Here is a 24,860-nt window from a genome sequence, read left to right as displayed (position 1 = left end):
GGCCGTTCGGGGGACACCGGAGTCACCGAGGTGTCATCGGGGTCGCTACGGAGTCATGCGCCCCACGATGTCCGGGTGCTCCTCCAGCCACGCGGCGACGGCCTCCTCCTCGTGTCCCTGGCCGCGCTCCTTGATCCCGGCCTCCAGGGTGCCGAGCTCGTCCTCGGTCATCGTGAAGTTCTCGATCCACTTCGTGAGCTGCGGGTACTGCTCGGGGAACTTCTCGCTGGAGATGGTGTGGAGCGCGTTGTTCTCGCCGAACAGCTTCTTCTCGTCCGACAGCTTGGTGAGCTCGTACTCGCTGTAGGCCCAGTGCGGCGACCAGAGGGTGACGGCGATCGGCTCCTTCCTGGCGTACGCGCGCTTCAGCTCGGCCAGCATCGCGGGCGAGGAGCCGTCGACGACCTCGTACTCGTCGTCCAGGCCGTACCCCGGCAGCACGTCGTTCTTCAGGAGGTCCATCTCGCCGGTGCCCGGCTCGATCCCGACGATCTTCCCGTCGAAGGTGTCGGCCTTGCCCTTGAGGTCCGCGAGGGACTTGACGCCCTCGACGTAGGAGGGCACCGCGATCTCCAGGGAGGTCGGCCCGTACCAGCTGCCGAGGTCCTTCAGGTCGTCCTTGTGCTTCTTCCAGTAGTTCGCCTGGCCGTACGGCAGCCACGCGTCGAAGTTGAGGTCGAGGTCGCCGGAGGCCAGGCCGGTGTAGACCGGGCCGACGTCCATCTGCTTGAGGTTGAGCGTGTAGCCGCGCCGGTCCAGGACGTTCTTCCACAGGTAGGTGATGGCGACGCACTCCTCCCACGGGAACCAGGCGACGTCGATCGCGCGCTTCGCCTCGGCGGGCGTGCCGGACGAGCCGCCGACCGGGGCCAGCGCGTCGACGACCTTCGGGTTGCTCTTCAGCCAGGTGCGCACGGCCTTCTGCTGCGCGCCCTTGCCTGCCTTGTTGATCTCGGCTTCGAGACCCGTGAGCTGCTTCTCGGTCATCTCGAAGTCCTTGAGCCACTTCGCGACGACCGGGTTCTCCTCGGCGAACCCCTTGCGGGAGAGCGTGTGCACGCCGTCGCCCTCGCCCCAGGAGCCCTCGGGGTCCTTGAGCTTCTTCAGCTCGTACTCGCTGTACGCCCAGTGCGGCGACCAGAGCGTGCCGACGAACGGCTCCTTCTTGGCGTACGCGCGCTTCAGCTCGGCCAGCATGGCGGGCGTGGAGCTGTCGACGACCTCGTACTCCTTGTCGAGCCCGTACTCCTTGAGGACCTTGTTCTTGAGCAGGCCCATCATCCCGGCGCTGGACTCGATGCCGGTGATCTTCCCGCCGAACCGGTCGCCCTTGCCCTTGAGGTCCGCCAGGGAGTCGATGTCCTCCATGTAGGCGGGCACGCTCAGCTCCAGGGACGTGGGGCCGTACCAGGCGCCCAGGTCGTCGAGCTGCTTGCCGTACTTCTTCCAGTACTGCTCGTGCGTGACGGGCAGCCAGGAGTCGGTCTGGAAGTCGATGTCGCCCTGCGCGAGGGAGGTGTACAGCGGACCGGCGTCGAACTGCTTGGTGTCGACCTCGTAGCCGCGCCGTTCCAGGATCTCCTTCCAGAGGAAGGTGGACGCCACGCCCTCGTCCCAGGGGATGTAGCCGATGCTGATCTTCTTGCCCCGGCCGACGTTCCCGCTGTCGGACGCGGTGGTCTCGGCGTCGTCGGAGCCGAAGACGCCCATGCCGCCCGCGACGAGCGCGAGGACGACGACACCGACCACGGCCACGGTCGAGCTGGGGCGGTAGGACCAGATCCGCAGGCCCTTCGCGGCGCTCAGCCTGGCGGCGGTACGGCGGCCCAGCGGCGAGACCCGGGTGCCGAGCGCGCTGGTCATGCGGTCCAGGTAGATGGCGAGGATGACGATGGCGACGCCCGCCTCGGAGCCGAGGCCGACGTTCAGCTGGCCGATGGCCTCGTTCACGTCGCCGCCGAGACCGCCGGTGCCGACCATGCCCGCGATGGCGGCCATGGACAGGCCCAGCATGATGACCTGGTTGACGCCCGCCATGACGGTGGGCAGGGCGAGCGGCAGCTGGACGCGCAGCAGGATGTTGCCGGGGGTGGTGCCGAACGCGTCGGCCGCCTCGACCAGTTCCTTGTCGACCTGGCGGATGCCCAGCTCGGTCATCCGGACGCCGGGTGCCAGGGCGAAGATCAGGGTGGCCACGATGCCCGCGGGGGCGCCGGTGCCGAAGAACAGGATCGCCGGGATCAGGTAGATCATCGCCGGCAGCGTCTGCATGAAGTCGAGCACGGGCCGCACGATGCCGCTGACCCGGTCGGAGCGCGCCGCCCAGATGCCGACGGGCACGGCCATGACGAGCGCGATGATCGTCGCCACGAGGACGAGCGACAGGGTGATCATCGCGTTCTCCCACAGTTCGAGGGAGTCGATGAACGCGAATCCGGCGAAGGTGAGGAGACCGGCCGAGGTGCCGCGCAGCCAGAACGCGACGACCGCGAAGATGCCCGCGAGGAGCAGGGGCTCGGGGGCCTGGAGGACGGCGTTGATGCCGTCGTAGGTGCCGAGGAAGACGGTCTTGAGGAAGTCGAAGAGCCACGCCATGTGGTTCAGCAGCCAGTCGACCGTGTTGTTGACCCAGTCGCCGAAGGGGATCCTAGGCACCGGCCCGCACCGCCTCGGGGGTCCTGCCGCGCGGGCTGTCGCAGGGCGCGGGCTCGCCCTGCTCGTCGCCGAGGAAGCCGACGAGCCGCTGTCTGGGCACGACCCCCACCAGCGTGCCCTTCTTGTCGACGACGGCGACGGGGTGCGTCACCCGCGCGCTGACGGCGCACAGTTCGCCGAACGAGGAGTCGGGCCGCGCGGTGTCGCAGCCGCAGTCCGCCTCGTCGCCGCGCAGGTCCGTGTCCATGACGGAGGCAGCGGTGAGGACCCGGGAGCGGTCGACGTCCTGGGTGAAGGAGGCCACGTAGTCGTTCGCGGGACGCACGAGGATGTCCTCGGCGGTGCCGGTCTGGACGATCCGGCCGTCCCGCATGACGGCGATGCGGTCGCCCAGGCGCATGGCCTCGTTGAGGTCGTGGGTGATGAAGACGATGGTCTTCTTCAGCTTCTTCTGGAGCTCGATCAGCTGGTCCTGCATGTCCCGGCGGATCAGCGGGTCGAGCGCGCTGAAGGACTCGTCCATCAGCAGCAGGTCGGCGTCGGTGGCGAGCGCCCGGGCCAGGCCCACGCGCTGCTGCATACCGCCGGAGAGTTCGTCGGGCCAGGACTTCTCCCAGCCGGCGAGCCCGGCCAGCACCAGGGCCTCGGTCGCGCGCTCGTGGCGCTCCGCGCGCGGCACGCCCTGCACCTCCAGGCCGTACGCGGCGTTCTCCAGGACGCTGCGGTGCGGGAAGAGCGCGAAGTGCTGGAAGACCATGCTGACCTTCCGGGAACGGACCTCGCGCATCTGACGGTCGTTCAGCGCGGTGAGGTCCTGCCCGTCGAAGACGACGCGTCCCGCGGTCGGTTCCAGGAGTCCGTTGAGCATGCGCAGCAACGTGGACTTGCCGGATCCGGACAGTCCCATGACGACGAAGATCTCACCCGGTTCCACCGTGAAGGAGGCGTCGATCACCGCGGCGGTGATGCCGTCGGCGCGCAACTCCTCACGGCCGGCTCCCCCGCGCAGCCGCTCCACCGCCTCGCCTGGTCGTCTGCCGAACACCTTGTAGAGCTGTTCCGCCTGCAGCCTGGATGACACGAGTACCTCTCCGGTCGGACGAAGACGGCCCGCCTCCCCCGCCGGCGGGCCGTGGAGCGATGCGGGGTCCGCCCGCTCGTCCGGCCCGCACATGTCGTATGTGGTGTGTAAAGAGACCGGGTTCGCTCCGGGCCCGCACCTGCCCAGACCCGTATGGCTCAAACGGCACTGTGCTCCCGTTCACACCATGTTTACATCCGGGCGGGCGTGGAACTCTCTTCGGCCGCTGTTCGCACCCGGCGGTGACCGCCGGTGGCTGTCGGTGGTGTACGGCATGATGCGGGGCGTGACGCAGCAGACTCAGCAGCCTCGGCGAACCATGCTCCTCGACTCCGCCTCCTTGTACTTCCGGGCCTACTTCGGGGTGCCGGAATCCGTGAAGGCCCCGGACGGCACCCCGGTGAACGCCGTGCGGGGCCTGCTGGAGTTCATCGACCGGCTGGTGCGCGACCACCGGCCGGACGACCTGGTGGCGTGCATGGACGCGGACTGGCGTCCGCAGTGGCGGGTCGACCTGATCCCCTCGTACAAGGCGCACCGCGTGGCCGCGGAGACCGCGACCGGGCCGGACGAGGAGGAGGTGCCCGACACCCTGTCGCCGCAGGTGCCGGTCATCGAGGAGGTCCTGGACGCGCTGGGCATCGCGCGCGTGGGCGTCGAGGGGTACGAGGCGGACGACGTGATCGGCACGTTCACCGCCCGTGCCACCGGCCCGGTCGACATCGTCACCGGCGACCGCGACCTGTACCAACTGGTCGACGACGCGCGGGAGGTCCGCGTGCTGTACCCGCTCAAGGGCGTCGGCACGCTGCAGATCACCGACGAGGCGTGGCTGCGTGAGAAGTACGGCGTCGACGGGCCGGGGTACGCGGACCTGGCGCTGCTGCGCGGCGACCCGAGCGACGGGCTGCCGGGCGTGCCGGGCATCGGCGAGAAGACGGCCGCCAAGCTGCTGGCCGAGTTCGGGGACCTGGCCGGGATCATGGCGGCGGTGGACGACCCGGGGGCCCGGCTCACACCGTCGCAGCGCAGGCGGCTGGACGAGGCGCGGCCGTACGTGTCCGTCGCGCCGAAGGTCGTCAGGGTGGCCGGCGACGCACCCCTGCCGGACGTCGACACCGCGCTGCCCCGGGCGCCGCGCGATCCGGCGGCCCTGGACGCGCTGGCGGCCCGCTGGGGTCTCGGCGGCTCGCTGACGCGACTGCTGTCGACGCTGGAGGCGTGAGGGGACACGGGAGTCCCGAGGTTTCCACAAGGTGCTCCTGAGTCCGGGTGTCCGGGGGGTCCCACACGAAGGATGGTGCTAACTTAGGTAAGCCTTAGCGTACTTACCCAGGAGGCCGTCATGGCAGAGCGTCCGGCACGCAAGGCACCCAGGCCGCACTCCGCGCGGGTCGTCCGCACCGAGCGACTGACCCCTCATATGCAGCGAGTGGTCTTCGGAGGCGACGGTCTCGCCGGATTCACCACGGGCACCAGCACCGACCACTACGTGAAACTGCTGTTCGGAGCCGAGGGTGTGACGTACCCGGAGCCCTTCGACATGACGCGGATCCGTGAGGAGTTCCCGCGCGAGCAGTGGCCCGTGACGCGCACGTACACGGTGCGCGCCTGGGACCCCGAGCAGCGCGAGCTGACCCTCGACTTCGTCGTCCACGGCGACGAGGGCCTCGCCGGGCCGTGGGCCACCCGCGTCCGGGCGGGCGAGCTCGTGCGGTTCCTCGGACCGGGCGGGGCGTACGCCCCCGACGCCGGGGCCGACTGGCATCTGCTGGCCGGTGACGAGAGCGCGCTGCCCGCCATCGCCGCCACGCTCGAAGCCATGCCGGACGGTGCGCGGGTGCGCGCCTTCGTGGAGGTGGCGGGGCCCGAGGAGGAGCAGAAGATCGACTCCGATGTCGAGGTCGTCTGGCTGCACCGCGGTGACCGGCCGGTCGGCGAGGCGCTGGTGGCCGCCGTACGGGAGCTGGAGTTCCCGCCGGGCCGGGTGCACGCGTTCGTGCACGGGGAGGCGGGGTTCGTGAAGGAGCTGCGGCGGCTGCTGCGGGTCGAGCACGGGGTGCCGCGGGAGGACATCTCGATCTCCGGGTACTGGCGGCTGGGGCACAACGAGGACGGGTGGCAGGCGGCCAAGCGGGAGTGGAACGCGCAGGTCGAGGCGGAGCAGGAGGCCGTGTCGCCGACTGCGTGAGCCCTCGAGGTGCGTGTTTCCTGGTTCCTCGGGCCGGTTTCCCGTCCGCGGGCCGGCTGTGGCCGGGCGCGCAGTTCCCCGCGCCCCCGAGAGACACGGCGCATCGGTCCTTGCATAGGGTGGAGCCGGTGAGACGCCGCGCCCCGGTTCCGGTTTCCCCTCTTCCCCAGCGGGACGGGGTCGATCCCGTGCGGGTGCGGCTGCCCGGTGGCGGGGAGTGGCGCACCGTGCGCGAGTACCTGGTGGAGCGGCTGGCGCCGCCGGCCGCCGTGATCGACGAGATGCTCGGCGCGGGACGGATCGTGCGGGCGGACGGCCGGCCCGTGACCCCGGACACCGTCTATGTGCCGGGGATGTTCGTCTGGTTCCACCGGGAGGCACCCGACGAGGAACGCGTGCCGTTCCCCGTGGAGGTCGTCCACCGCGACGAGCACCTCGTGGTGGCCGACAAACCGCACTTCCTCGCCACGACACCCCGGGGCAGCCATGTCACCGAGACGGTGCTCGCGCGGCTGCGGCGGGAGCTGGGGCTGCCGGCGCTCGGGGCCGCGCACCGGCTCGACCGGCTGACCGCCGGGCTGGTGATGTTCACGGTGCGCCCCGAGGAGCGGGGCGCCTACCAGACGCTGTTCCGCGACCGGCTCGTGCACAAGGAGTACGAGGCCGTCGCCCCGTACGCGCCGGGGCTGGAGCTGCCGCGTACCGTCCGCAGCCGGATCCTCAAGGAGCGGGGGGTGCTCGCCGCCCGGGAGGTGCCGGGCGAGCCGAACGCCGAGACCAGGATCGAGCTGGCGGAGCACCGGGACGGTCTGGCCCGCTACCGGCTGCTCCCCCGGACCGGTCAGACCCATCAGCTGCGGGTGCACATGAACGCGCTGGGCGTGCCGATCCTCGGCGACCCCCTGTACCCGGTGGTCACCGGCCCCGTGCCGGCCGGTGACTTCCGGCGTCCGCTCCAGCTGCTGGCGCGGGTGCTGGAGTTCACCGATCCGGTCACGGGGCACCACCACGCGTTCGGCAGCGGGCGGACCCTCCTGGCCTGGTCCGCGCACGACGACTGGGCCGGCGGCGGACCGGCTCAGTAACCGCGCCACCAGCGGACGAGGCGCTGCCAGGCGCCGGGCCGGTGTCCCGGTCCGGGGTCCGGGGCGGGGTGGAGGGCGTCCGGCGGGTCGATCGTGGGACGCGGCGCCGGTGCGGCGTCCGGGGCGGGACCGGAGGTGTCCCGGTCGGGCCGCGGGCGGGGCACCTCGCTGACGCCGGGCCGGTCCATGACGTCCTGCGGCGACGCGGGGGCGAACACGACCGGCAGTTCCACCAGGTGGCGCGAGGAGATCGAGGCGGTCCGCCGCAGGTCGTCCTCGTGGACGGCGAGCTGGACGTCCGGAAGCCGCTTGAGGAGCGCGTCGACGCCGACGTCGGCGATGGCGCGGCCGATGTCCTGGCCGGGGCATTCGTGCGGTCCGCCGCCGAAGGCGAGGTGCGAGCGGTTGCCCTTCATGTTCGCCGTCAGGTCCGGGCGGACGTGCGGGTCGACGTTGCCCGCCGCCATCCCCAGCAGCAGCCCGTCGCCCTTGCGGATGCGCTGCCCGCCCAGCTCGGTGTCCTGCTTGGCGAAGTAGCCGAGGACGTTGCTGAACGGCGGCTCGTTCCACAGGGACTGCTCCACCGCCTGCGGGACGGTCATCTGACCGCCGTTGAGCTGGGCGCGGAAGCCCGGGTCGGTGAGCACCACGCGCAGCACGTTGGCGAGGAGGTTCGCCGTGGCCTCGTACGCGGCGAGGAGGACGAGGCGCAGGTGCTGGCCCACCTCCTCGTCGGTGAGGCCGGCCGGGTGGTCGATGAGGTGGCTGGTGAAGTCCTCGGCGGGTTCGGCCCGGCGGCGGACGGTGAGCCGCATCAGCACGCTCATGACGTACTCGTTGCTGGCGATGGCGGTCTCGGTGCCCTTGAGCAGGTCGCGGGTGGTCTGCACGATCCGGTCGTCGTACTCCTCGGGCATGCCGAGGATCTCGCACAGCACGGCCATCGGCAGGTGCTCGGCGAACTGGGAGACCAGGTCGGCGGTGCCCCGGCGGCAGAACTGGTTGACCAGCTCCTGCGTCCAGTGGTTGATGTGGCGGCGCAGGTCGCGGGTGTTGATGGTCGACATGGCGCCCATGACCGCGCCGCGCAGCCGCTGGTGCTCGTCGCCCTCGGCGTGGGAGCAGATGGGCTGCCAGGTGATGAGGGGCATCAGCGGGTGGTCGGGGCCCGCCGTGCCGTCCAGGAGGGCGGTCCAGATGCGGCTGTCGCGGGTGTAGACCGAAGGGCTGCTGACCATGTGGAGGTTCTCGCCGTGGCCGAGCACCAGCCAGATGGGCACGTCGTCGTGGAGCAGCACCGGTGCGACGGAGCCGTGCTCGGCGCGGAGCTTCTCGTACAGGGCCGCCAGATCCTGTGCCTCGGGACCGTACAGGCGGCGCAGTCCGCCGGGGCCCGTGCCGTGGGCGGGACAGCTCGGCGGCGGCCCGGACACGGGGTCGTCCGTGCCGGTCGGGAAGGGGGATTCAGGCGTCACGGTGATCGCTTTCGAAGCTGAGTCGATGTGTCGGATGTACCGGGTGTGACAGGTGGGGCAGATGCGACAGGTGGGGCAGATGCGCGAACAGTGCTTGCGTGGCCGGCGCCGGGTCCCGGAGGGGCGCGGGGCTGTTTCGATGTGCGGCTGCGCGGGGCGGCTACGCGGAGGCCATGGCGATCGAGTGCAGGAAGCGCATCAGCGTCATCAGGACGTCCCGGCTGGAGGCCCGGCGGCGTGCGTCGCACTTCACCATGGGGATCTCCTCGGACAGGTCGAGCGCCTCCCGCAGGTCGTCCATGGGGTAGCGGGGTCCGTCCGGGAAGTCGTTGACGGCGACGACGAACGGCACTCCGCGCTCCTCCAGGCGCCCGATGACGTCGAAGCTGACCTCCAGGCGCCGGGTGTCGACCAGGACGACGGCGCCCAGGGCGCCCTCGAACAGGCCGTTCCACAGGAACCAGAAGCGCTCCTGGCCGGGCGTGCCGAACAGGTACAGCACCAGCTGGTCGGTGATGCTGATGCGGCCGAAGTCCATCGCGACGGTGGTGGCCGTCTTGGTCTCGGAGCCGTAGTCGTCGTCGACCCCGATACCGGCCTGCGTCATGGTCTCCTCGGTGGTCAGCGGCCTGATCTCGCTGACGGACCCCACCATCGTCGTCTTGCCGACCCCGAACCCGCCCACGATCACGATCTTCACCGCCGCGGTGGTGGTGTGCGGGAGGTGGTCCTCGGTGCGGGGTCCGGGGACGGTCTCAGAGCTTTTGAAGTCCATGCATCACCGCTTCGAGGAGGGAACGGTCGGGCAGCTCCGCGCGGACGACCGGCGCGCGCGCCTGGACCAGTTCAGCCGTCAGCAGCTCGGTCAGCAGTACCGTCACCACGCTGAACGGCAGATGGAGATAGGCCGAGACCTCGGCCACGGACATGGGGGCCCGGCAGAGCCTGAGCAGCGCAGACTGCTCCGGCTGGGCGGAGGGCGGGGCGTCGGCGCACGTCACGATCAGGGTCACCAGGTCGAGTTCGGCGCGGTCGCCGTCCCCGGTCTGGCCGGTGACGACGTACAGCCGTTCCGGATCGCGGGTCGGGACCTGGCCGTTCCCCCCGTCGGGCGGGGGCGCGGGTTTCTCCTGCCGCGGCGCCGCCCTGGGTGTGCGCCGGCGTCGTTGGGGTGGACTCATACGGTCTGCCCGTTCCGCCGGGGGGGACTCGTGAGGTGCGCGCCGATCCGGACGACGAGGTCGCGCATGCGGGCGCTCATGAGTCCGGCGTCGACATGGGCCTCCGCCAGGACCGCGAGATAGGCGTTCGGGCCGGCGGCCATCATGTAGAAGTAGCCGCCCTCCATCTCGATGATCACCATACGCATCTTGCCGTCGGTGTCGGGGATCTCCGTGGCGACGGCCCCCGCGAGGCTCTGGAGGCCGGCGCAGGCCGCGGCGATGCGGTCGGCGGCGTCGGGGTCACCGCCGTACCGGGCGATGCGCAGACCGTCGGCGGAGAGCACGACGACCTGCCGGGTGCCGTACACCCCGTCGGACAGTTCCTTGAGCATCCAGTCGAAGTTGGCGCGCTGCTGGATCACCTGGGGTCCCCCTCGTCGTCGGCGTCGGCCTCGGTACGGGCCGGGCTGTTCGTCTCTCCGGGCGTCTGCCGGTCGTCGCCCCCGCCCTTGAGTCCGGCCATGAACGCCTCGACCCAGAGCCCGGGTTCCTTCTCTTCCTTCTTCTCGGGCACCTGGGTGGACGACCGGGTCCAGTCGATGACGGGGCGCCCCTCCTTGCGCGCTGCCTCCGCCTCCGCGGCGGCGGCCCGGGCCTCCCTCACCCGCTGGCTGTAGGGGACCTTGACCTTGCTGCGGCGCTGCGGCAGACCGCCCGCGGTCCACTCGGTGACCTCGGGCACGTCGTCGTCCTCCGTGCCCTCGGGCACGTTGATCCGGGGTCCGGTGGTGGGGCGGCGCTTCTTCTCCGAGCGCTTGGGGCCCTCGACCCCGTCGAAGTCGACCTTCGGCACCGCCGCGGCGCCGATGCCGTGGGCGAGACCGGGCGCGTTCTCGTCCGTCGTGAGGAGCTTGCGCGGTACGACGAGGACGGCGCGCACCCCCCCGTAGGCGGACTGCCGCAGCGAGACCTGCATGCCGTACATGTCCATGAGGCGGCCCACCACGGCGAGGCCGAGACGCGGGTCCTCGCCGAGCTGGTTGAGGTCGGGACCGGCGGCGGCCCGCTCCAGCATCCGTTCGGCGCGGGTACGGGCCTCCTCGCTGAGGCTGACGCCGGCGTCCTCGATCTCGATGGCGACGCCGGTCTGCACCTCGACGGCGGTGACGTGGACCTTGGTGTGCGGCGGCGAGTAGCGCGTGGCGTTGTCGAGGAGTTCGGCGGCCGCGTGGATGACCGGCTCGACGTGGATGCCGTTGACGTTGACCTTGGCGATGGAGTGCAGCTCGATGCGCCGGTACTCCAGGATGCGGGACATGGCACCGCGCAGCACGCTGTACAGCGGTACGGGCGCGGGCCACTGGCGACCGGGTCGTCCGCCGCCGAGCACGGCGATGGAGTCGGCGAGGCGGCCGATCAGCGCGGTGCCGTGGTCGATGCGCAGCAGGTCGTCGAAGACCTCGGGGTTGCGCCCGTGGTCCTCCTCCATCTCGCGCAGTTCCACGTTCTGCTGGTGGACGATCGCCTGGACGCGGCGGGCGATGTTGACGAACGAGCGCTGCGCGGCCTCGCGCTGCAGTTCCTCGTGGTCCACGATCTTCATCAGCTCGATCAGGAGCGCGCGCTGGGAGCGGGGGATGTCCCGCTGGGCGGGGTCGCTGTCGACGACCAGCCGGACCACCTCCTCGGGCGACCGGCCGCCGCGCATCCCCTTGAGGACGGTGGGCAGCAGCTGTTCGCGGAGGTGGTCGATCTCGGCGTCGTGCAGGGAGACACGCCGCTCCATGGCTTCCGCGCGGCGGGTCAGCTCGGCCCGCACCCTGCGCAGGACCCGGCCGCGGCGGACCGCCTCGGCCGCCGTCGCGATCACGAGCAGGGTCGCCACGGCGCCGCACCAGCCGACGGCCGCCCGGGCCGGTTGCGCCACCAGGGCGACGGCGGCACCGGTCACCGCGGCCATCACTATGGCCGGCAGCAGCAACACGCGCGCGTAGGGAACTTCACGGCCACCGGGAGGCGATTGAACACTCACCATGTATGCCCTCTGAGACAGGTCGACCGGGAGGTCGGGGAGATTGTTGGATCTTCAGAACTTCGGGACTTCGGGACTTCGGGACTTCGGGACTTCGGGACTTCGGGACTTCGGGACTTCGGAACTTCTGGGAACAAACGCACGATTGCACCTCAAGACGGTGCGCTGCGGGCGAGCCTAGTCCGACCGGGTCATCGCCATGTCACATTCAGCAACCGCCTGAAATCACCCCTGTTGCAGGAGTACGCTCTGCCCCATTCGCACGCTGCGCCTCCATGCGAACACGATGGGTAATGGCGTACGGGCATACGAAAACCCCTCACGGAGAGGGGGCGAAGTGTCCTTCCGGGCCCCAGCGGGGCGCCGGGGCGGGGAAGGACGGGACCCGGGCGCCCCCGCGCGCCGGGTCCCGTCCTTCCCGAGGGCTCAGCCCACCGACGAGTAGGCCACCACTCCTCGCAGCAACTGGTCGACCGCCTTGCGCGCGTTCTTCGCCACCGTCGAACCCCCGGTGGACGCCGGCGCCGCCGCCGAGATCTGCCCGAGCACGTCGATGACCTGCTTGCACCAGCGCACGAAGTCGCCCGCGGGCATCTCCGCCTCGCGCAGCACCTCGTCGAGGCCCTTGCCCGACGCCCACTGGTGCGCCGCCCAGGCGAAGCCCAGGTCGGGCTCGCGCTGGCCCACGCCCTCGGTCTGGGTGATGCGGAAGTCCTCCTCCAGGGCGTCGAGCCGGCCCCAGATGCGGACCATCTCGCCCAGCGCGGCCTTCGCCCTGCCGGAGGGCAGCTTGGGCGCCATGGCGTCGTCGCCCGCCCTGGACTCGTACACCAGCGCCGAGACGCACGCGGCCAGCTCGGCCGGTTCCAGGCCCTCCCACACCCCTTCGCGCAGGCATTCGCTGGCGAGCAGGTCCATCTCGCCGTACAGCCGGGCGAGCCGCTTGCCGTGCTCGGTGACCTCGCTGCCGCGCAGGTAGTCCAGCTCGGTCAGCAGCGCGACGATGCGGTCGAAGGTGCGGGCGATGGTGTTCGTCCGGCCCTCTATGCGCTGCTCCAGCTGCGCGGTGTCGCGGCGCAGCCGGTGGTAGCGCTCGGCCCAGCGGGCGTGGTCCTCGCGGTCGCTGCACCCGTGGCAGGGGTGGGCCCGGATGGCGGTCCGCAGCCGGGCGATCTCGCGGTCGTCGGCGGCCTCCGCCCGCTTCTTGCGGTGCCGGTCGGGCACGATGTGCCCGGCCTTGGTGCGCAGCGCGGAGGCCAGGTCGCGGCGCGACTGCGGCGAGCGCTGGTTGAACGACTTGGGGATGCGCATCCGCTCCAGCGCCTCCACGGGCACCGGGAAGTCCATCGAGGCGAGCCGCTTGACCTGCCGCTCGGCGGTGAGCACCAGCGGCCGGGGCCCGTCGTGGTGCTCGAAGCCCCGGTGGCCGTTGGACCGCCCGGCGGGCAGTCCGGGGTCCAGGACCAGCGCGAGCCCGGCGAACTTGCCGGTCGGGACGTGGATGATGTCGCCCGGCTTGAGCTTCTCCAGTGCGACGGCCGCCTCCGCCCGCCGCTGCGAGGCGCCCTGCTTGGCCAGCTCCGTCTCCCGGTCCTTGAGCTCGCGGCGCAGTCGCGCGTACTCGTCGAAGTCGCCGAGGTGGCAGGTCATGGACTCCTTGTAGCCCTGGAGACCCTCCTCGTTGCGCTGCACCTGGCGGGAGATCCCGACGACCGACTTGTCGGCCTGGAACTGCGCGAAGGACGTCTCCAGGAGTTCGCGCGAGCGGTGGCGCCCGAACTGCTCGACGAGGTTGACCGCCATGTTGTACGACGGCTTGAAGCTGGAGCGCAGCGGGTACGTGCGCGTGCCGGCGAGTCCCGCGAGGTGGTCGGGGTCGAAACCGCGCTGCCACAGCACCACGGCGTGACCCTCGACATCGATGCCACGGCGGCCCGCCCGGCCGGTGAGCTGGGTGTACTCGCCGGGGGTGATGTCCGCGTGCTGCTCGCCGTTCCACTTGACGAGCTTCTCCAGCACCACCGAGCGGGCCGGCATGTTGATACCGAGCGCGAGGGTCTCGGTGGCGAACACGGCCTTCACCAGGCCGCGTACGAACAGCTCCTCGACGACCTCCTTGAACGTCGGCAGCATGCCCGCGTGATGGGCCGCGATACCGCGCTCCAGACCTTCCAGCCACTCGTAGTAGCCGAGGACGTGCAGGTCCTCGTCCGGGATGGACGCCGTGCGCTCCTCGACCAGGGAGCGCACGCGTTCCCTGGCGTTCTCGTCGTTCAGCCGCAGGCCCGCGTACAGGCACTGCTGGACGGCTGCCTCGCAGGCGGCGCGGCTGAAGATGAACGTGATGGCGGGCAGCAGGCCCTCGGAGTCGAGGCGCTCGATGACCTCGGGCCGGCCCGGCGTCCAGGTCCGGGACCGCTGGCGCCGCTCGCGCTCACGGTCGGCCTCGCGCATGGCGCGGCCCCGTCTGCGGTCCTGGTACGAGGGGCGGCTGGCCTCCATGCGCGCGAGGCGTGTGAGGTCGGGGTTGACGGCCTTCTTGTGGCCCTCGCCCTCCTCGAAGAGGTCGTACATCCGGCGCCCGGCGAGCACGTGCTGGAACAGCGGGACGGGCCGGTGCTCGGAGACGATCACCTGGGTGTCGCCGCGCACGGTGTCCAGCCAGTCCCCGAACTCCTCGGCGTTCGACACGGTCGCCGACAGGGACACCAGGGTGACCGACTCGGGGAGGTGGATGATCACTTCCTCCCACACGGCGCCGCGGAAGCGGTCCGAGAGGTAGTGCACCTCGTCCATGACGACGTACCCGAGGCCGAGGAGCGTGCGCGAGCCCGCGTACAGCATGTTGCGCAGCACCTCGGTGGTCATCACGACCACCGGGGCGTCGGGGTTGACGCTGTTGTCGCCGGTGAGGAGGCCGACCTTGTCCGCGCCGTAGCGGCGGGAGAGGTCGGCGTACTTCTGGTTCGACAGGGCCTTGATGGGTGTCGTGTAGAAGCATTTCTTGCCCTGCTGGAGGGCCAGGTGGACGGCGAACTCGCCGACGATCGTCTTGCCCGAGCCGGTGGGCGCCGCCACCAGGACTCCCTTGCCCGCCTCAAGGGCTCTGCACGCCTCGATCTGGAAGGGGTCGAGGCCGAAGTCGTACATCTCGCGGAAGCCGGCGAGCGCGGTGGCCTGCTCGACAGCGCGCTTCCGTGCTGCCGCGTACCGCTCGGCCGGTGAGAGGTCCTCTGTCATCGTGCTTTCGAGACTACCGGCCACCGCTGACAACAGGACGATCATTATCCGATCGGACCCGGTGGATCCCGGTCCGCCCGGTGCCGGGACGTGTCGCGGGGCGGCTCAGGGTGCCGCGACGCGCACCGCCGCGGGTACGCACCGCGCGGTCAGCGGGAGCGGCCCGAGCGGTTCGCCGTCGGCGTAGCCCGTGACGCCCTCCGCGGCCAGCTCGACCCGCGCGGCCCGGTGCACGGTGACCACGGGATGGTTCAGGTGGGTGCCCCGGTAGACCCGCGGGAAGACGCGCAGCAGGGTGGTGCGGCTGCAGGCGCCGACCACGGTGACGTCGAAGAGCCCGTCGGTGGGGTCCGCGTCCGCGCAGATCCTCATGCCGCCGCCGTACGAGGATCCGTTGCCGACGGCCACCAGTGTCGCCTCCACCTCCCGGGCCGGGCCGTCGTCCAGGGTGATCCGGTACCGCAGGGGCCTGAGGGCGGCGAGTTCGGCGAGCATCGCGAGGTCGTACCTGAACCGGCCGCCGGGCCACCGCATCCGGTTGCCGCGGTCGTTGACCCGCGAGTCGAAACCGGAGGCGAGGACCGTGCCGAACCAGGTGCCGCCCACCCGTCCGAGGTCGATGTCCCGCGGCCCGGCCCCCTTGAGCACCCCGGCGACCACGCGCCCCGCGGCGGCCGGGTCCCGCACGGGCAGTCCCAGGGTCCGCGCGAAGTCGTTCCCGGTGCCCACGGCGACCAGCCCCAGGGGCGTACGCGTCCCGGCGACGGCCTGGAGGGCGAGGTGGGCCATGCCGTCGCCGCCGACGGCCACCAGGGCCCCGGTGCCTGCCTCGACGGCGCGGCGCGCACGCGTGAGGGCCTCTTGGGCGTTCCCGCCCAGGACCGTGCGGACGCGGAAGCCGGCCGCCCGCAGCGCCGAGGCGGCCGGCCGCGCCGCGCGGGCGCCCCGGCCGCGTCCCGCGGCGGGGTTGACGAAGAGGGTGATCTCGCTGGTCACGGCCGGACCCTACAAGGCCGCCCGGCGACGTCAGGTCACGTCGTCGTAACCGTTGATCCGCTCCCGCTCGGGGTTCGCCTGTGCGGGCAGTGCGCGGTTCGCCGTCACGGGCTCGATCTCGCCGATGTCCTCGGGCGTGAGGTCCAGCTCGGAAGCCTCGTCGTCGGCCGGTCCGGCGGCCTCGCGACGGGCCCTGCGCCGGTCGTTCAGCAGCGAGAAGGCGGTGGCCGCGAAGTACAGGATCCAGATGGGCCCGGCGAGCGCCAGCATCGTCAGCGGGTCCGTGCTGGGCGTGGCGATCGCGGCGAACAGGGTGATGCCCATGATCATGCCGCGCCACCAGCCGGCCATGCGCTTCCCGGTGATCACTCCGGTCATGTTGAGCATCACGAGGAGCAGCGGCAGCTCGAAGGAGAGCCCGAAGACGACGACCATGCGGGTCACGAGGTCGAGCAGGTCGTCCAGGGGCAGCAGGTTGTCGACGCCGAAGGGCGTGAACTCGATCAGGACCTTCGCGCTGGTGGGGAGCACCTTGTAGGCGAAGAAGGCACCGCCGAGGAAGAGCGGGAAGCCCGACGCGACGAACGCGTAGGCGTACTTCTTCTCGCTGCGGTGCAGACCGGGCGCGACGAACGCCCAGAGCTGGTAGAGCCAGACCGGTGCGGCCAGCACGACACCGGCCATCAGGGACACCTTCAGGGCCAGCGTGAAGGGCGTCAGCAGGCCGTTGATCGTGATCCGCGCGCACGGGTCGGTGGACTTCGACGTCGCCAGCTCTTCGAAGGTCTGGTCGCAGCCGACCTCCTTGAGGATCGGCTCGGTGAAGAAGTTGATGATGTCGTTGTAGAAGAAGGCGGCGACGACCGTGACCAGGACGATGGCCAGCATCGCCTTCGCGAGCCGGTTGCGGAGCTCACGGAGGTGCTCCGCGAGGGGCATCCGCCCCTCCGGATCCTTCTCTTCCTTCTTGCGGGCGGACTTGAGCAACCCACGTTCCCATCTCGTGCGGCGGGCCGGAGGGCACCGGCCCTGCGTCAGCGCTTGGTGGTGTCCGTCGGCTCGGTGACCGGGCGGGAGCTGGTCACGTCACCGGGCGCGGCCTGGATGGTGCGGTGCGGCTGCTGGTCGTCGTGCGGCGGCGCGGCCGGGGCGGCGCTGTCGTCCTTGCCCTCGGACTTCATCGCCTTGGCCTCGCTCTTGAGGATGCGGGCGGACTTGCCCAGGGAGCGGGCCATGTCGGGAAGCTTCTTCGCGCCGAACAGCAGGATGATGACGACGAGAATGAGAATGATCTCGGGAGCGCCGAGCCTTCCTCCGAACATAAGCTTTTACCTTCTCACCGAGGCGGCTTGGTGGGGTTGCTGCCCGACCGGTCGGACATCCGTCCGCCGATCGCACTGGCAGCGATCGTAACGCCCAGGGGTGAACGTGGGGCAATCCCTGTGCGTACTCCCGGTTCGCGGTCCGCGCCTCGCTCTCCGGGCCGCGATCAGCAGCGTACCCGCCGATCCCGCCGGATCGACAGGTCGCAGCGGTCCGGATCGACAGGTCGCGGTGGCTCGAAGGGTGCGGGCGGTACGTCTCAGAGGGCGTCCGCGGAACGGCCCACCGCGACGGAGGCGTGCTCCAGGTCCTCGGCCGCGCGGTTGATACGGCGCGCGGACGCGTCGACCTGCCTGCCCAGACGCTCCGCCTCCACGAAGACCCGGACGGCGAGCACGCCGAGCACGGCGATTCCCAGGAAACCCACAGCGATCGCGAACATCGGCCAGAACATGACCCGACCCTATGCCCCCCGGCCCGTCGCGTGCAGCCGCAGGGCCCGTACGCCTCCCCCGGTGAGGAGCTCGACGATGCGCTCCCCGGCGGGTCTGCGCACCGCCGTGCGGCACTGCGGGCAGGTGAAGGAGTAGAAGGTGGTCCGGTGCGTGGCGCCGACGACCAGGCGCAGAGCGCTCGCGGAGAGCTCGAGGCCGGTCCGGCAGTCGGGGCAGGCGGCCTTGAAGACCACGGGTTCCACCCCCGTCATCCCGGAGAACGCGGACGCCACGGACATCCCGTCCGCACCGGACGGTGCCGATCCGCTCACAGCCCCTGCTCCTGCCTGTCGTACAGCCCGTCATGGACTCCGTGCGGCCCGTCCTCCGGGTGCCGCGCTCCCCCGCCGCCGGGAGGAGCCCCCGGGTCGCCGGCCCGGGGCACCGCGGGGAGGCCGGGGAAGCCGGGAAGGGCCCCCGGCCGGTCGTCCTCGTCGTCGTACCCGTCCTGCGGTCCGTCGTAGGCCGCGAGCGCCTCGCGGGCCGCCCGGCGGGCGCTGTCGGCGACCTCCGGCGGCGAGACGATCCGGCCGTCGCGCCCGAGGCGCAGCGCGAGGCGGCGCAGCGACGCCGGGTCCGGGGTGCGCAGGGTGATGCGCAGACCGCCGTCCGGCAGCTCCTCGGCGCTGTCGTGGGGGTAGTACTCGGCGACCCAGCGCCCGGCGGGGCCGACCTCCACCACCACCTCGGGGTCCTCGGCGGCCGGCTGCACCAGCCCCTCCGACAGGTCCCGCAGCTCGATCTCGGGTGGCACGGACGGCTCGTCGAGGATCCTGATCTCGGCGACCCGGTCCAGCCGGAAGGTGCGCCGCGCCTCGGAGCGCCGGCACCACGCCTCCACGTAGGTGTGCCCGACGCTGACCAGGCGGATCGGGTCGATCTCGCGCTCGCTGAGCTCGTCGCGCGAGGGCGAGTAGTAGCGGATCCACAGTCTGCGCCGCTCGGAGATGGCGCGGTCGACGTCCGCGAAGACCCCGCCCTCCGCCTCGAAGGTGACCGACAGGCGGGAGCTGGCGCCCGCCGCCTCGCCCGAGGCGGCCTCCACCTTCGCGGTGGCCCGCAGCAGCGCCTGCCGGTCGCCCTCGCGCAGGCCCGGCAGGGTCGACACGGCCCGCGCGGCCACCAGCAGCGCCGTCGCCTCGTCGGCGGCGATCCGCAGCGGCTCCGCGACGTCGTCCGGGTTGTGCCACCAGATCCGGTCGCCGTCGGTGTCGATGTCGAGCAGGTCGCCGCCCCGGAAACTGGTTCCGCACAGCGGCAGCACGTCGAGGTCGGAGATCAGCTCGTCCTCGGTGATCCCGAAGGCCCGCGCCACGTCCTCGATCCGCGCGCCGGGGCGCTCGCGCAGATACGTCACCAGGGAGAGCATCCGCCTCGTCTGGTCGATCGCGTTCGTGGGCCTGGCCGGTTTGCCTGCCACTTTCCTGTGTCCCCCTCAGCCCTTGGCCACGGCGCGCAGCCGGTCCACGACGTCGGCCCGCAGCTCGGCCGGTTCCAGGACCACCACGTCGGGCCCGAACTCCACCAGCCAGGCGTCCAGACCGTGCCCGTACGGAATCTCCAGTTCGTCCCACCCGTCGCCCAGTTCCCGCACCGACGCCGCCCTGGCGCGCAGCGGGTAGCCGGAGCCGGCCCGCAGCCGGATCCGCGCCGAGCGGTCGGTGATGTCCCCCGCCCAGCTCGCGACGGTCTCCCGCACGGTCACGACGTCGGGCACCTCGGCCGTGTAGCGGCCGCTGCGGGCGCGGACCTTGCCGGTGATCCGGGACAGCCTGAAGACGCGCTCGGCCCCCCGGTCGCGGTCCCAGCCGGCCAGGTACCAGTGGCCGCGCCAGCACTCCAGGGCCCACGGCTCCACGTGCCGGGGCCCGGGGCGGGCCGCGGACGCCTTGCGGTAGTCGAAGGTGACGGGCCGCCGGTCGCGGCAGGCGAGCATCAGCGGCTCGAAGGCGGCCTCGTGCACGGGGATGCGCGGTTCCAGGGCGCCGTGGGGCTCGTACGGGTCGACGGCCTCGGGCAGGCCCGCGGCGCGCAGCTTCTGCAGGGCGCCGCTCGCCGCGCCCGCCAGCCGGGCCTGCTGCCAGACCTTGGCGGCCAGGCCGAGGGCGGCGGCCTCCTCGGCGTCGAGCGTGATGGGCGGCAGCCGGTTGCTGTCGCGGCGCGCCAGGTAGCCGACCTCGCCGTCGAGGTTCTCCACCGTCTCGATGACCAGGCCGAGCTCGCGCAGGTCGTCCTTGTCGCGCTCGAACATCCGGTTGAAGGAGTCGTCCGAGCCCGCTTCCAGGTACGCCTCGATGGACTCGCGGAGCTCGCGTTTGCTGAGCGGTCGCCGCGTCCCGAGCAGACACAGCGCCAGGTTCATCAGCCGCTCCGCCTTGGCAATGGCCATCGACGCCCTTCCTGTGGTGCTTCCGACCGACGACCGTACCGCCCCGGGGTGTCGTGGCAAAAGCCGAGGGCCCACGCCCGGGCGGGCATGGGCCCCGAGTGATCGGATCCGGTCGGACCGCGATCACACGGCGAACGGGGAGCGACCGTCGACGGTCCTCACCCGGACCGGACCGCGGAGTGCCCGCGGTCCGGCCCGGACCGGCCCTCCGCGAGGCTCGGACCCCGGTCCCGCGAGGGCTCAGAGGCCGACTCCGGGCGGGGGCCCGGACGCCGATCCCCTGCGAGGGTTCGGAGGCCGGCTCCCCGCAAGGGCTCGGACCCCGGTCCCCCGCGGGGAACCGGACCCCGGTTCCCCGTGAGCGCTCAGACCCCGACGAGGTCGCAGACGAAGATCAGCGTCTCGCCGGGGCCGATACGGCCGCCGGCGCCGCGGTCGCCGTACGCGAGGTGCGCCGGGATGGTCAGCTGGCGGCGGCCGCCGACCTTCATGCCCTGCACGCCCTGGTCCCAGCCGGCGATGACCTGGCCGACACCCAGCTTGAAGCTGAGCGGCGTACCGCGGTTCCAGGACGCGTCGAACTCCTCACCCGTGGAGAAGGCCACGCCGACGTAGTGGACGGAGACGGTGTCGCCCGCCTTGGCCACCGGGCCGTCGCCCTCCCAGATGTCCTTGATCTCGAGATCCTTGGGGGGCTCGCCGCCCGGGAAGTCGATCTCGGGCTTCTCGATGCTCACGTTTCAGGCTCCTGCTCGTGTGCGGCACATGTCTGGCGACGCCTTCGTACAACAAGGCAACACGGACAGTCTCGCATTCCCGGAGAGGTCACATCCTCGCGAGGACGCCGGTCACATCTTCGCGAGGATGTCGACGGTGAAGACGAGCACCGAGTCCTTCTTGATGCCGCTGCCCTGCGGCGGGTTGTCCCCGTACCCCAGGCTCGGCGGGATCACGATCACGACGCGGCTGCCGACCTTCTTGCCGGCCAGGCCCTGCCCCCAGCCCTTGACGACCTGCTGCAGGGAGAACGACGTGAGCTGCCCGCGGCTGTACGTGGAGTCGAACTCCTTGCCGTCCGCCCACAGCACGCCCTTGTACTGCACCAGGACGGTCTCGTTCTCGCCGACCTCGTCCCCGTCGCCCTCGATGACGTAGTTCGCCACGAGCTTCTTCGGCGCGGCCTTCTTCGGCACGTCGATGGAGGGGGCCTTGCCGTCGGTGTTGGTGCCGACCTTCGGCAGGTCGATGTCGTCCTGCGCGACGACCGCGCCCTTGGCGGAGCTCTTGCCGTTGAACACCTCCTGGACGTCGACGACGAAGACCAGCGTGTCGGTGCCCTTGATGCCCGCCTGCTCATTGCCCGACGTGCCGTAGCCCCAGGTCGGGGGCACCGCCATCTGGACCCTGCTGCCGGCCTTCCTACCGGTGAGGGCGTAGCGCCAGCCGTCGATGATCTGCCCCTGCGCCAGCTGGATGAGCAGCGGCGTCCTGCGGTCGTAGGAGTTGTCGAAGACCTTCGCCGAGGACCAGACCTGCCCGAGGTAGTGGGCCTGGACGTAGTCGTTCTCCGCGACCGTCCGGCCCGTGCCCGCGACCAGCGTCTTGACCGCGAGGTCCTTCGACGGGTCGCCGCTGCCCTTGGCCACGGTCGGCTTGGCGCCGAACTTCTGCCCGGCGGTCACGGCCGGCAGCGGCCCGTCGACGATCTTCGGCGGCGGGGCGGCCGAGGACGACGGCGAACCCGAGGGGGACGGGCTGTCGCCGGCCTCCGCCTTGTCCGACTTGCCGTCGTCACCGCATCCGGCGAGGGCGAGGAGTCCGGCGGGGGCGGCGATGAGAAGTGAGCGTCGGCGCACGGTGGGGGCCTCGTATCAGTCGATCTTGGTTGATGGCGTGCGCGCAACTCTACGACGTGAGAAGGGCGCCGTACGGGAAACGTACGGCGCCCTGTGTTGCGTTCCACCGTCCCCGCGCCGTCCGCTCCGGCGGCCGGGGGACGGGCGGGAGGTGCCCCGCGTCCTGTCCCGCGTCATGCCTCACGAGCACACACGCGGGGGCTCACATTCCGGCGATCAGCTTCTCCACCCGGTCGTCGACGGAACGGAACGGGTCCTTGCACAACACGGTGCGCTGCGCCTGGTCGTTGAGCTTCAGGTGCACCCAGTCGACCGTGAAGTCGCGGCGCTGTTCCTGCGCGCGCCGGATGAAGTCGCCGCGCAGCCGGGCCCGAGTGGTCTGCGGCGGCACGGACTTGCCCTCGAAGATCTTCAGGTCGTTGCAGATCCTCGCGGCCTGGCCGCGCTTCTCCAGCAGGTAGTACAGACCCCGGCGACGGTGGATGTCGTGGTAGGCGAGGTCTATCTGGGCGACGCGCGGGTGCGACATCGTCATGTTGTGCTTGGCGCGGTACCGCTCGATGAGCTTGTACTTCATGACCCAGTCGATCTCGGTGCCGATCCGGTCCAGGTCCTCGGACTCGATCGAGTCCAGTGTGCGGCCCCACAGCTCCAGGACCTGCTCCACGACCCCGGTGCGGATGCCGCGGCGCTCCACGAAGTCCACGGCCTTCTCGTAGTACTCGCGCTGCACCTCCAGGGCGGACGCCTCCCGGCCGCTGGCCAGGCGCACCTTGCGGCGCCCCGTGATGTCGTGGCTGACCTCGCGGATCGCCCGGATCGGGTTCTCCAGGGTCAGGTCGCGCATCACCGTGCCCGCCTCGATCATGCGCAGCACCAGGTCGGTGGCGCCGACCTTGAGGAGCATGGTCGTCTCGGACATGTTCGAGTCGCCGACGATGACGTGCAGCCTGCGGTAGCGCTCCGCGTCCGCGTGCGGTTCGTCGCGGGTGTTGATGATCGGCCGGGAGCGGGTCGTCGCCGAGGAGACGCCCTCCCAGATGTGCTCGGCCCGCTGGCTGACGCAGTACACCGCGCCGCGCGGGGTCTGCAGCACCTTGCCGGCACCGCAGAGGAGCTGCCTCGTGACGAGGAAGGGGATGAGGATGTCCGCGAGCCGGGAGAACTCCCCGTGACGGGCCACCAGATAGTTCTCGTGGCAGCCGTAGGAGTTGCCCGCCGAGTCGGTGTTGTTCTTGAAGAGGTAGACGTCGCCCGCGATTCCTTCCTCGTGCAGGCGTCGCTCCGCGTCTACCAGGAGTCCTTCCAGAATGCGTTCGCCGGCCTTGTCGTGGGTGACGAGTTCCGTCAGGTTGTCACATTCGGGGGTGGCGTATTCCGGATGCGATCCCACGTCGAGATAGAGGCGGGCGCCGTTTCGCAGAAAGACATTGCTGCTGCGGCCCCATGACACGACACGGCGGAAGAGGTACCGCGCCACCTCGTCGGGAGACAAACGCCGCTGTCCCCTGAACGTACACGTGACGCCGTACTCGTTCTCCAGCCCGAAAATGCGGCGGTCCATGACTGAACATTACGCCTGAGAGCCTGCGCTGAAACGGGGTTCGGCGGCACCGTTTCGATCATTTTCCGAACTTGTCCCCACCACCGCACCGCCGTCCGCGGCCGCGAGGACCCGTCCCGTGGCCAGCAGGACCAGCAGCGCGGCGACCCCCGCGACCCCGGGCACGGCGAAGCCCCGTACGGCTCCGCCCCACTCCACGACGGGTCCCGCCAGGCCCGTCCCGACCGACGCCCCCACGGTGAACGTGGTCACCAGCCACGAGAACGCCTCGGTGACCGTGCCCCCCGGCGCGTGCCGGTCGACGATGACGAACGCGCAGGCGATGCAGGGCGCCAGGAACACCCCCGCCAGGGCCACCAGCGCCGTCATGGCCACCGTCCCGGGCACGAGCACCAGCGGCAGGTAGCACACCGCCAGGAGGGCCACCAGCACCCGCAGCCGCCGCTCCGGCGCACCGTTCCAGCGCCGCGCCCCGTACACCGTGCCGCCCACCAGGGCGCCCAGGCCGAGCGCCGCCATCAGCCAGCCGTACGTCGCGTCGCCCCCGTGGCCGTCCGCGTACGACACGGCGGCGACCGTGATCGAGCCCAGCGCCACACCGACGAAGAGGAACGCGCCGAGCAGGGCGAGCAGTCCGGGCGAACGCAGCGCGCCGAGCCAGTGCGCCTCGCGGGGCGCCGAACGCCACGCGCGCGAGGGCTCGGAGACCACCACGGAGAGCGCGCCCAGGACACCGATCACGTTGAGGACGACCAGTGCGGCCTGGGCGGACCACAGCGACACGCAGAGCGTCACCAGCAACGGCCCGGCGGTGAACATCACCTCCTGCGCCACCGCGTCCATCGCGTACGCCGTGTGGACCTGCCCCTCCCTGTGCAGGACCGAGGGCCACAGCGCCCGCAGCCCGCCCTCCAGCGGCGGCGTGAAGAACCCGGCGACCGCCATGAGGGCGTACGCGAGCGGGAGCGACCCCGTGCCGGTCAGCGCGAACACGGTCATGCCCAGGGCGGACACGAGCGCGGCGGGCAACTGCACCCGCGGCTGCCCGTACAGGTCCACGAGACGGCCGAGCAGCGGCTGTCCCACGGCGTTGGACACCCCGTAGACCGCGGCGAGCGCCCCGGCCAGGCTGTAGGTGCCGCCCTCCGCGCGGACGAAGAGCACCACCGCGATGGCGCCCGCGGCGTTCGGCAGCCGGCCCACCAGGGTGCCCGCGAGCAGCCGCGCGGCATGTCTCGTCCGGAGGATCTCCAGGTACCCCGCGGCCATGGCCCGCCCTCCTCCCGGCTCCGTGCCACCCGGTGATTCCTCGTCCG

Annotated in this window: 22 protein-coding genes; 3 read left to right on the top strand and 19 right to left on the bottom strand. The window is 71.3% G+C overall.

Translation table 11 applies throughout. The annotated features are described in order from the left end of the window. Positions 1 to 45: 45 nt before the first annotated feature. On the bottom strand, positions 46 to 2,655 hold the full coding sequence (locus tag KM933_RS12880) for an ABC transporter permease/substrate binding protein (RefSeq protein ID WP_221351456.1): 2,610 nt from the start codon (positions 2,653 to 2,655) through the stop codon (positions 46 to 48). Then, on the bottom strand, positions 2,648 to 3,736 hold the full coding sequence (locus KM933_RS12875) for a quaternary amine ABC transporter ATP-binding protein (RefSeq protein ID WP_221351454.1): 1,089 nt from the start codon (positions 3,734 to 3,736) through the stop codon (positions 2,648 to 2,650). The genes KM933_RS12880 and KM933_RS12875 overlap by 8 nt, the downstream gene beginning before the upstream one ends. A gap of 277 nt (positions 3,737 to 4,013) precedes the next feature. On the opposite strand from KM933_RS12875, the gene KM933_RS12870 reads away from it, so the two are divergent. The 3 genes from KM933_RS12870 (at position 4,014) to KM933_RS12860 (ending at position 7,012) form a co-directional block, all read left to right on the top strand. Next, positions 4,014 to 4,961 carry a 5'-3' exonuclease gene (locus KM933_RS12870; RefSeq protein WP_260333472.1) on the top strand — a complete coding sequence of 316 codons (948 nt, stop codon included), beginning with the start codon at positions 4,014 to 4,016 and terminating at the stop codon, positions 4,959 to 4,961. 120 nt (positions 4,962 to 5,081) lie between these two features. Beyond that, positions 5,082 to 5,927 (top strand): siderophore-interacting protein, encoded by an 846-nt coding sequence (locus KM933_RS12865; protein ID WP_221351452.1) that lies wholly within the window; start codon positions 5,082 to 5,084, stop codon positions 5,925 to 5,927. Between the two features lie 128 nt (positions 5,928 to 6,055). Continuing rightward, positions 6,056 to 7,012, top strand: a complete 957-nt coding sequence (locus KM933_RS12860) for an RluA family pseudouridine synthase (RefSeq protein WP_221351450.1) — start codon at positions 6,056 to 6,058, stop codon at positions 7,010 to 7,012. Here the strand turns inward: KM933_RS12860 and KM933_RS12855 are convergent. The 17 genes from KM933_RS12855 to KM933_RS12775 form a co-directional block, all read right to left on the bottom strand. After that, the gene (locus KM933_RS12855) at positions 7,006 to 8,487 is read right to left on the bottom strand and encodes a cytochrome P450 (RefSeq protein WP_221351448.1); all 1,482 of its coding nucleotides are present in this window, start codon (positions 8,485 to 8,487) and stop codon (positions 7,006 to 7,008) included. The genes KM933_RS12860 and KM933_RS12855 overlap by 7 nt on opposite strands. A 160-nt stretch (positions 8,488 to 8,647) precedes the next feature. Continuing rightward, positions 8,648 to 9,262: a GTP-binding protein gene (locus KM933_RS12850; protein ID WP_221351446.1), complete on the bottom strand. Its 615-nt coding sequence runs from the start codon at positions 9,260 to 9,262 to the stop codon at positions 8,648 to 8,650. Further along, positions 9,243 to 9,668, bottom strand: a complete 426-nt coding sequence (locus tag KM933_RS12845) for a DUF742 domain-containing protein (protein ID WP_221351444.1) — start codon at positions 9,666 to 9,668, stop codon at positions 9,243 to 9,245. The genes KM933_RS12850 and KM933_RS12845 overlap by 20 nt, the downstream gene beginning before the upstream one ends. After that, positions 9,665 to 10,072 carry a roadblock/LC7 domain-containing protein gene (locus KM933_RS12840; RefSeq protein WP_107019841.1) on the bottom strand — a complete coding sequence of 136 codons (408 nt, stop codon included), beginning with the start codon at positions 10,070 to 10,072 and terminating at the stop codon, positions 9,665 to 9,667. Before KM933_RS12840 ends, KM933_RS12845 begins: the two co-directional genes overlap by 4 nt. After that, positions 10,069 to 11,685 (bottom strand): sensor histidine kinase, encoded by a 1,617-nt coding sequence (locus tag KM933_RS12835; protein ID WP_221351442.1) that lies wholly within the window; start codon positions 11,683 to 11,685, stop codon positions 10,069 to 10,071. The genes KM933_RS12840 and KM933_RS12835 overlap by 4 nt, the downstream gene beginning before the upstream one ends. Before the next feature lie 423 nt (positions 11,686 to 12,108). Beyond that, complete coding sequence (locus KM933_RS12830) at positions 12,109 to 14,967, bottom strand: DEAD/DEAH box helicase (RefSeq protein ID WP_221351440.1); 2,859 nt, start codon at positions 14,965 to 14,967, stop codon at positions 12,109 to 12,111. Positions 14,968 to 15,027: 60 nt separating this feature from the next. After that, positions 15,028 to 15,918: a diacylglycerol kinase gene (locus KM933_RS12825; RefSeq protein ID WP_221351438.1), complete on the bottom strand. Its 891-nt coding sequence runs from the start codon at positions 15,916 to 15,918 to the stop codon at positions 15,028 to 15,030. Positions 15,919 to 15,948: 30 nt separating this feature from the next. Beyond that, positions 15,949 to 16,905, bottom strand: a complete 957-nt coding sequence (gene tatC, locus KM933_RS12820; RefSeq protein ID WP_221351436.1) for a twin-arginine translocase subunit TatC — start codon at positions 16,903 to 16,905, stop codon at positions 15,949 to 15,951. 47 nt (positions 16,906 to 16,952) lie between these two features. Beyond that, positions 16,953 to 17,240 carry a Sec-independent protein translocase subunit TatA gene (tatA, locus tag KM933_RS12815; protein ID WP_221351434.1) on the bottom strand — a complete coding sequence of 96 codons (288 nt, stop codon included), beginning with the start codon at positions 17,238 to 17,240 and terminating at the stop codon, positions 16,953 to 16,955. Between the two features lie 260 nt (positions 17,241 to 17,500). Beyond that, complete coding sequence (locus KM933_RS12810; protein ID WP_221351433.1) at positions 17,501 to 17,695, bottom strand: hypothetical protein; 195 nt, start codon at positions 17,693 to 17,695, stop codon at positions 17,501 to 17,503. Between the two features lie 9 nt (positions 17,696 to 17,704). Then, positions 17,705 to 18,007: a hypothetical protein gene (locus KM933_RS12805; protein ID WP_308013363.1), complete on the bottom strand. Its 303-nt coding sequence runs from the start codon at positions 18,005 to 18,007 to the stop codon at positions 17,705 to 17,707. Further along, positions 18,004 to 19,155: a helix-turn-helix transcriptional regulator gene (locus KM933_RS12800; protein ID WP_221351431.1), complete on the bottom strand. Its 1,152-nt coding sequence runs from the start codon at positions 19,153 to 19,155 to the stop codon at positions 18,004 to 18,006. Before KM933_RS12800 ends, KM933_RS12805 begins: the two co-directional genes overlap by 4 nt. 15 nt (positions 19,156 to 19,170) lie before the next feature. After that, a complete protein-coding gene (locus tag KM933_RS12795) occupies positions 19,171 to 20,124 on the bottom strand; it encodes a helix-turn-helix transcriptional regulator (RefSeq protein ID WP_221351429.1) in 954 nt (317 codons plus the stop codon). A gap of 365 nt (positions 20,125 to 20,489) precedes the next feature. Beyond that, positions 20,490 to 20,861 (bottom strand): FKBP-type peptidyl-prolyl cis-trans isomerase, encoded by a 372-nt coding sequence (locus KM933_RS12790; RefSeq protein WP_221351427.1) that lies wholly within the window; start codon positions 20,859 to 20,861, stop codon positions 20,490 to 20,492. 111 nt (positions 20,862 to 20,972) lie between these two features. Then, the gene (locus KM933_RS12785) at positions 20,973 to 21,980 is read right to left on the bottom strand and encodes an FKBP-type peptidyl-prolyl cis-trans isomerase (RefSeq protein ID WP_221351425.1); all 1,008 of its coding nucleotides are present in this window, start codon (positions 21,978 to 21,980) and stop codon (positions 20,973 to 20,975) included. A 202-nt stretch (positions 21,981 to 22,182) separates the two neighbouring features. Continuing rightward, entirely contained in the window at positions 22,183 to 23,544 is a 1,362-nt protein-coding gene (pafA, locus tag KM933_RS12780) for a Pup--protein ligase (protein WP_221351423.1), read from the bottom strand. A gap of 9 nt (positions 23,545 to 23,553) precedes the next feature. Further along, the gene (locus tag KM933_RS12775) at positions 23,554 to 24,813 is read right to left on the bottom strand and encodes an MFS transporter (protein ID WP_221351421.1); all 1,260 of its coding nucleotides are present in this window, start codon (positions 24,811 to 24,813) and stop codon (positions 23,554 to 23,556) included. Positions 24,814 to 24,860: the final 47 nt, after the last annotated feature.

This window comes from Streptomyces beigongshangae, from assembly GCF_019710745.1.
GTDB classification, from domain to species: Bacteria; Actinomycetota; Actinomycetes; order Streptomycetales; family Streptomycetaceae; genus Streptomyces; species Streptomyces beigongshangae.
The sequence above is the reverse complement of the archived record's forward strand: the minus strand, read 5'-3'. Positions and strand labels throughout refer to the sequence as shown.

Coding starts and splice junctions, on each gene's coding strand:
- KM933_RS12870 (WP_260333472.1), top strand. CDS start 4,014: ATGCGGGGCGTGACGCAGCAGACTCAGCAGCCTCGGCGAACCATGCTC.
- KM933_RS12865 (WP_221351452.1), top strand. CDS start 5,082: ATGGCAGAGCGTCCGGCACGCAAGGCACCCAGGCCGCACTCCGCGCGG.
- KM933_RS12850 (WP_221351446.1), bottom strand. CDS start 9,262: ATGGACTTCAAAAGCTCTGAGACCGTCCCCGGACCCCGCACCGAGGAC.
- KM933_RS12845 (WP_221351444.1), bottom strand. CDS start 9,668: ATGAGTCCACCCCAACGACGCCGGCGCACACCCAGGGCGGCGCCGCGG.
- KM933_RS12835 (WP_221351442.1), bottom strand. CDS start 11,685: ATGGTGAGTGTTCAATCGCCTCCCGGTGGCCGTGAAGTTCCCTACGCG.
- KM933_RS12830 (WP_221351440.1), bottom strand. CDS start 14,967: ATGATCGTCCTGTTGTCAGCGGTGGCCGGTAGTCTCGAAAGCACGATG.
- tatA (WP_221351434.1), bottom strand. CDS start 17,240: ATGTTCGGAGGAAGGCTCGGCGCTCCCGAGATCATTCTCATTCTCGTC.
- KM933_RS12810 (WP_221351433.1), bottom strand. CDS start 17,695: ATGTTCTGGCCGATGTTCGCGATCGCTGTGGGTTTCCTGGGAATCGCC.
- KM933_RS12795 (WP_221351429.1), bottom strand. CDS start 20,124: ATGGCCATTGCCAAGGCGGAGCGGCTGATGAACCTGGCGCTGTGTCTG.
- pafA (WP_221351423.1), bottom strand. CDS start 23,544: ATGGACCGCCGCATTTTCGGGCTGGAGAACGAGTACGGCGTCACGTGT.
- KM933_RS12775 (WP_221351421.1), bottom strand. CDS start 24,813: ATGGCCGCGGGGTACCTGGAGATCCTCCGGACGAGACATGCCGCGCGG.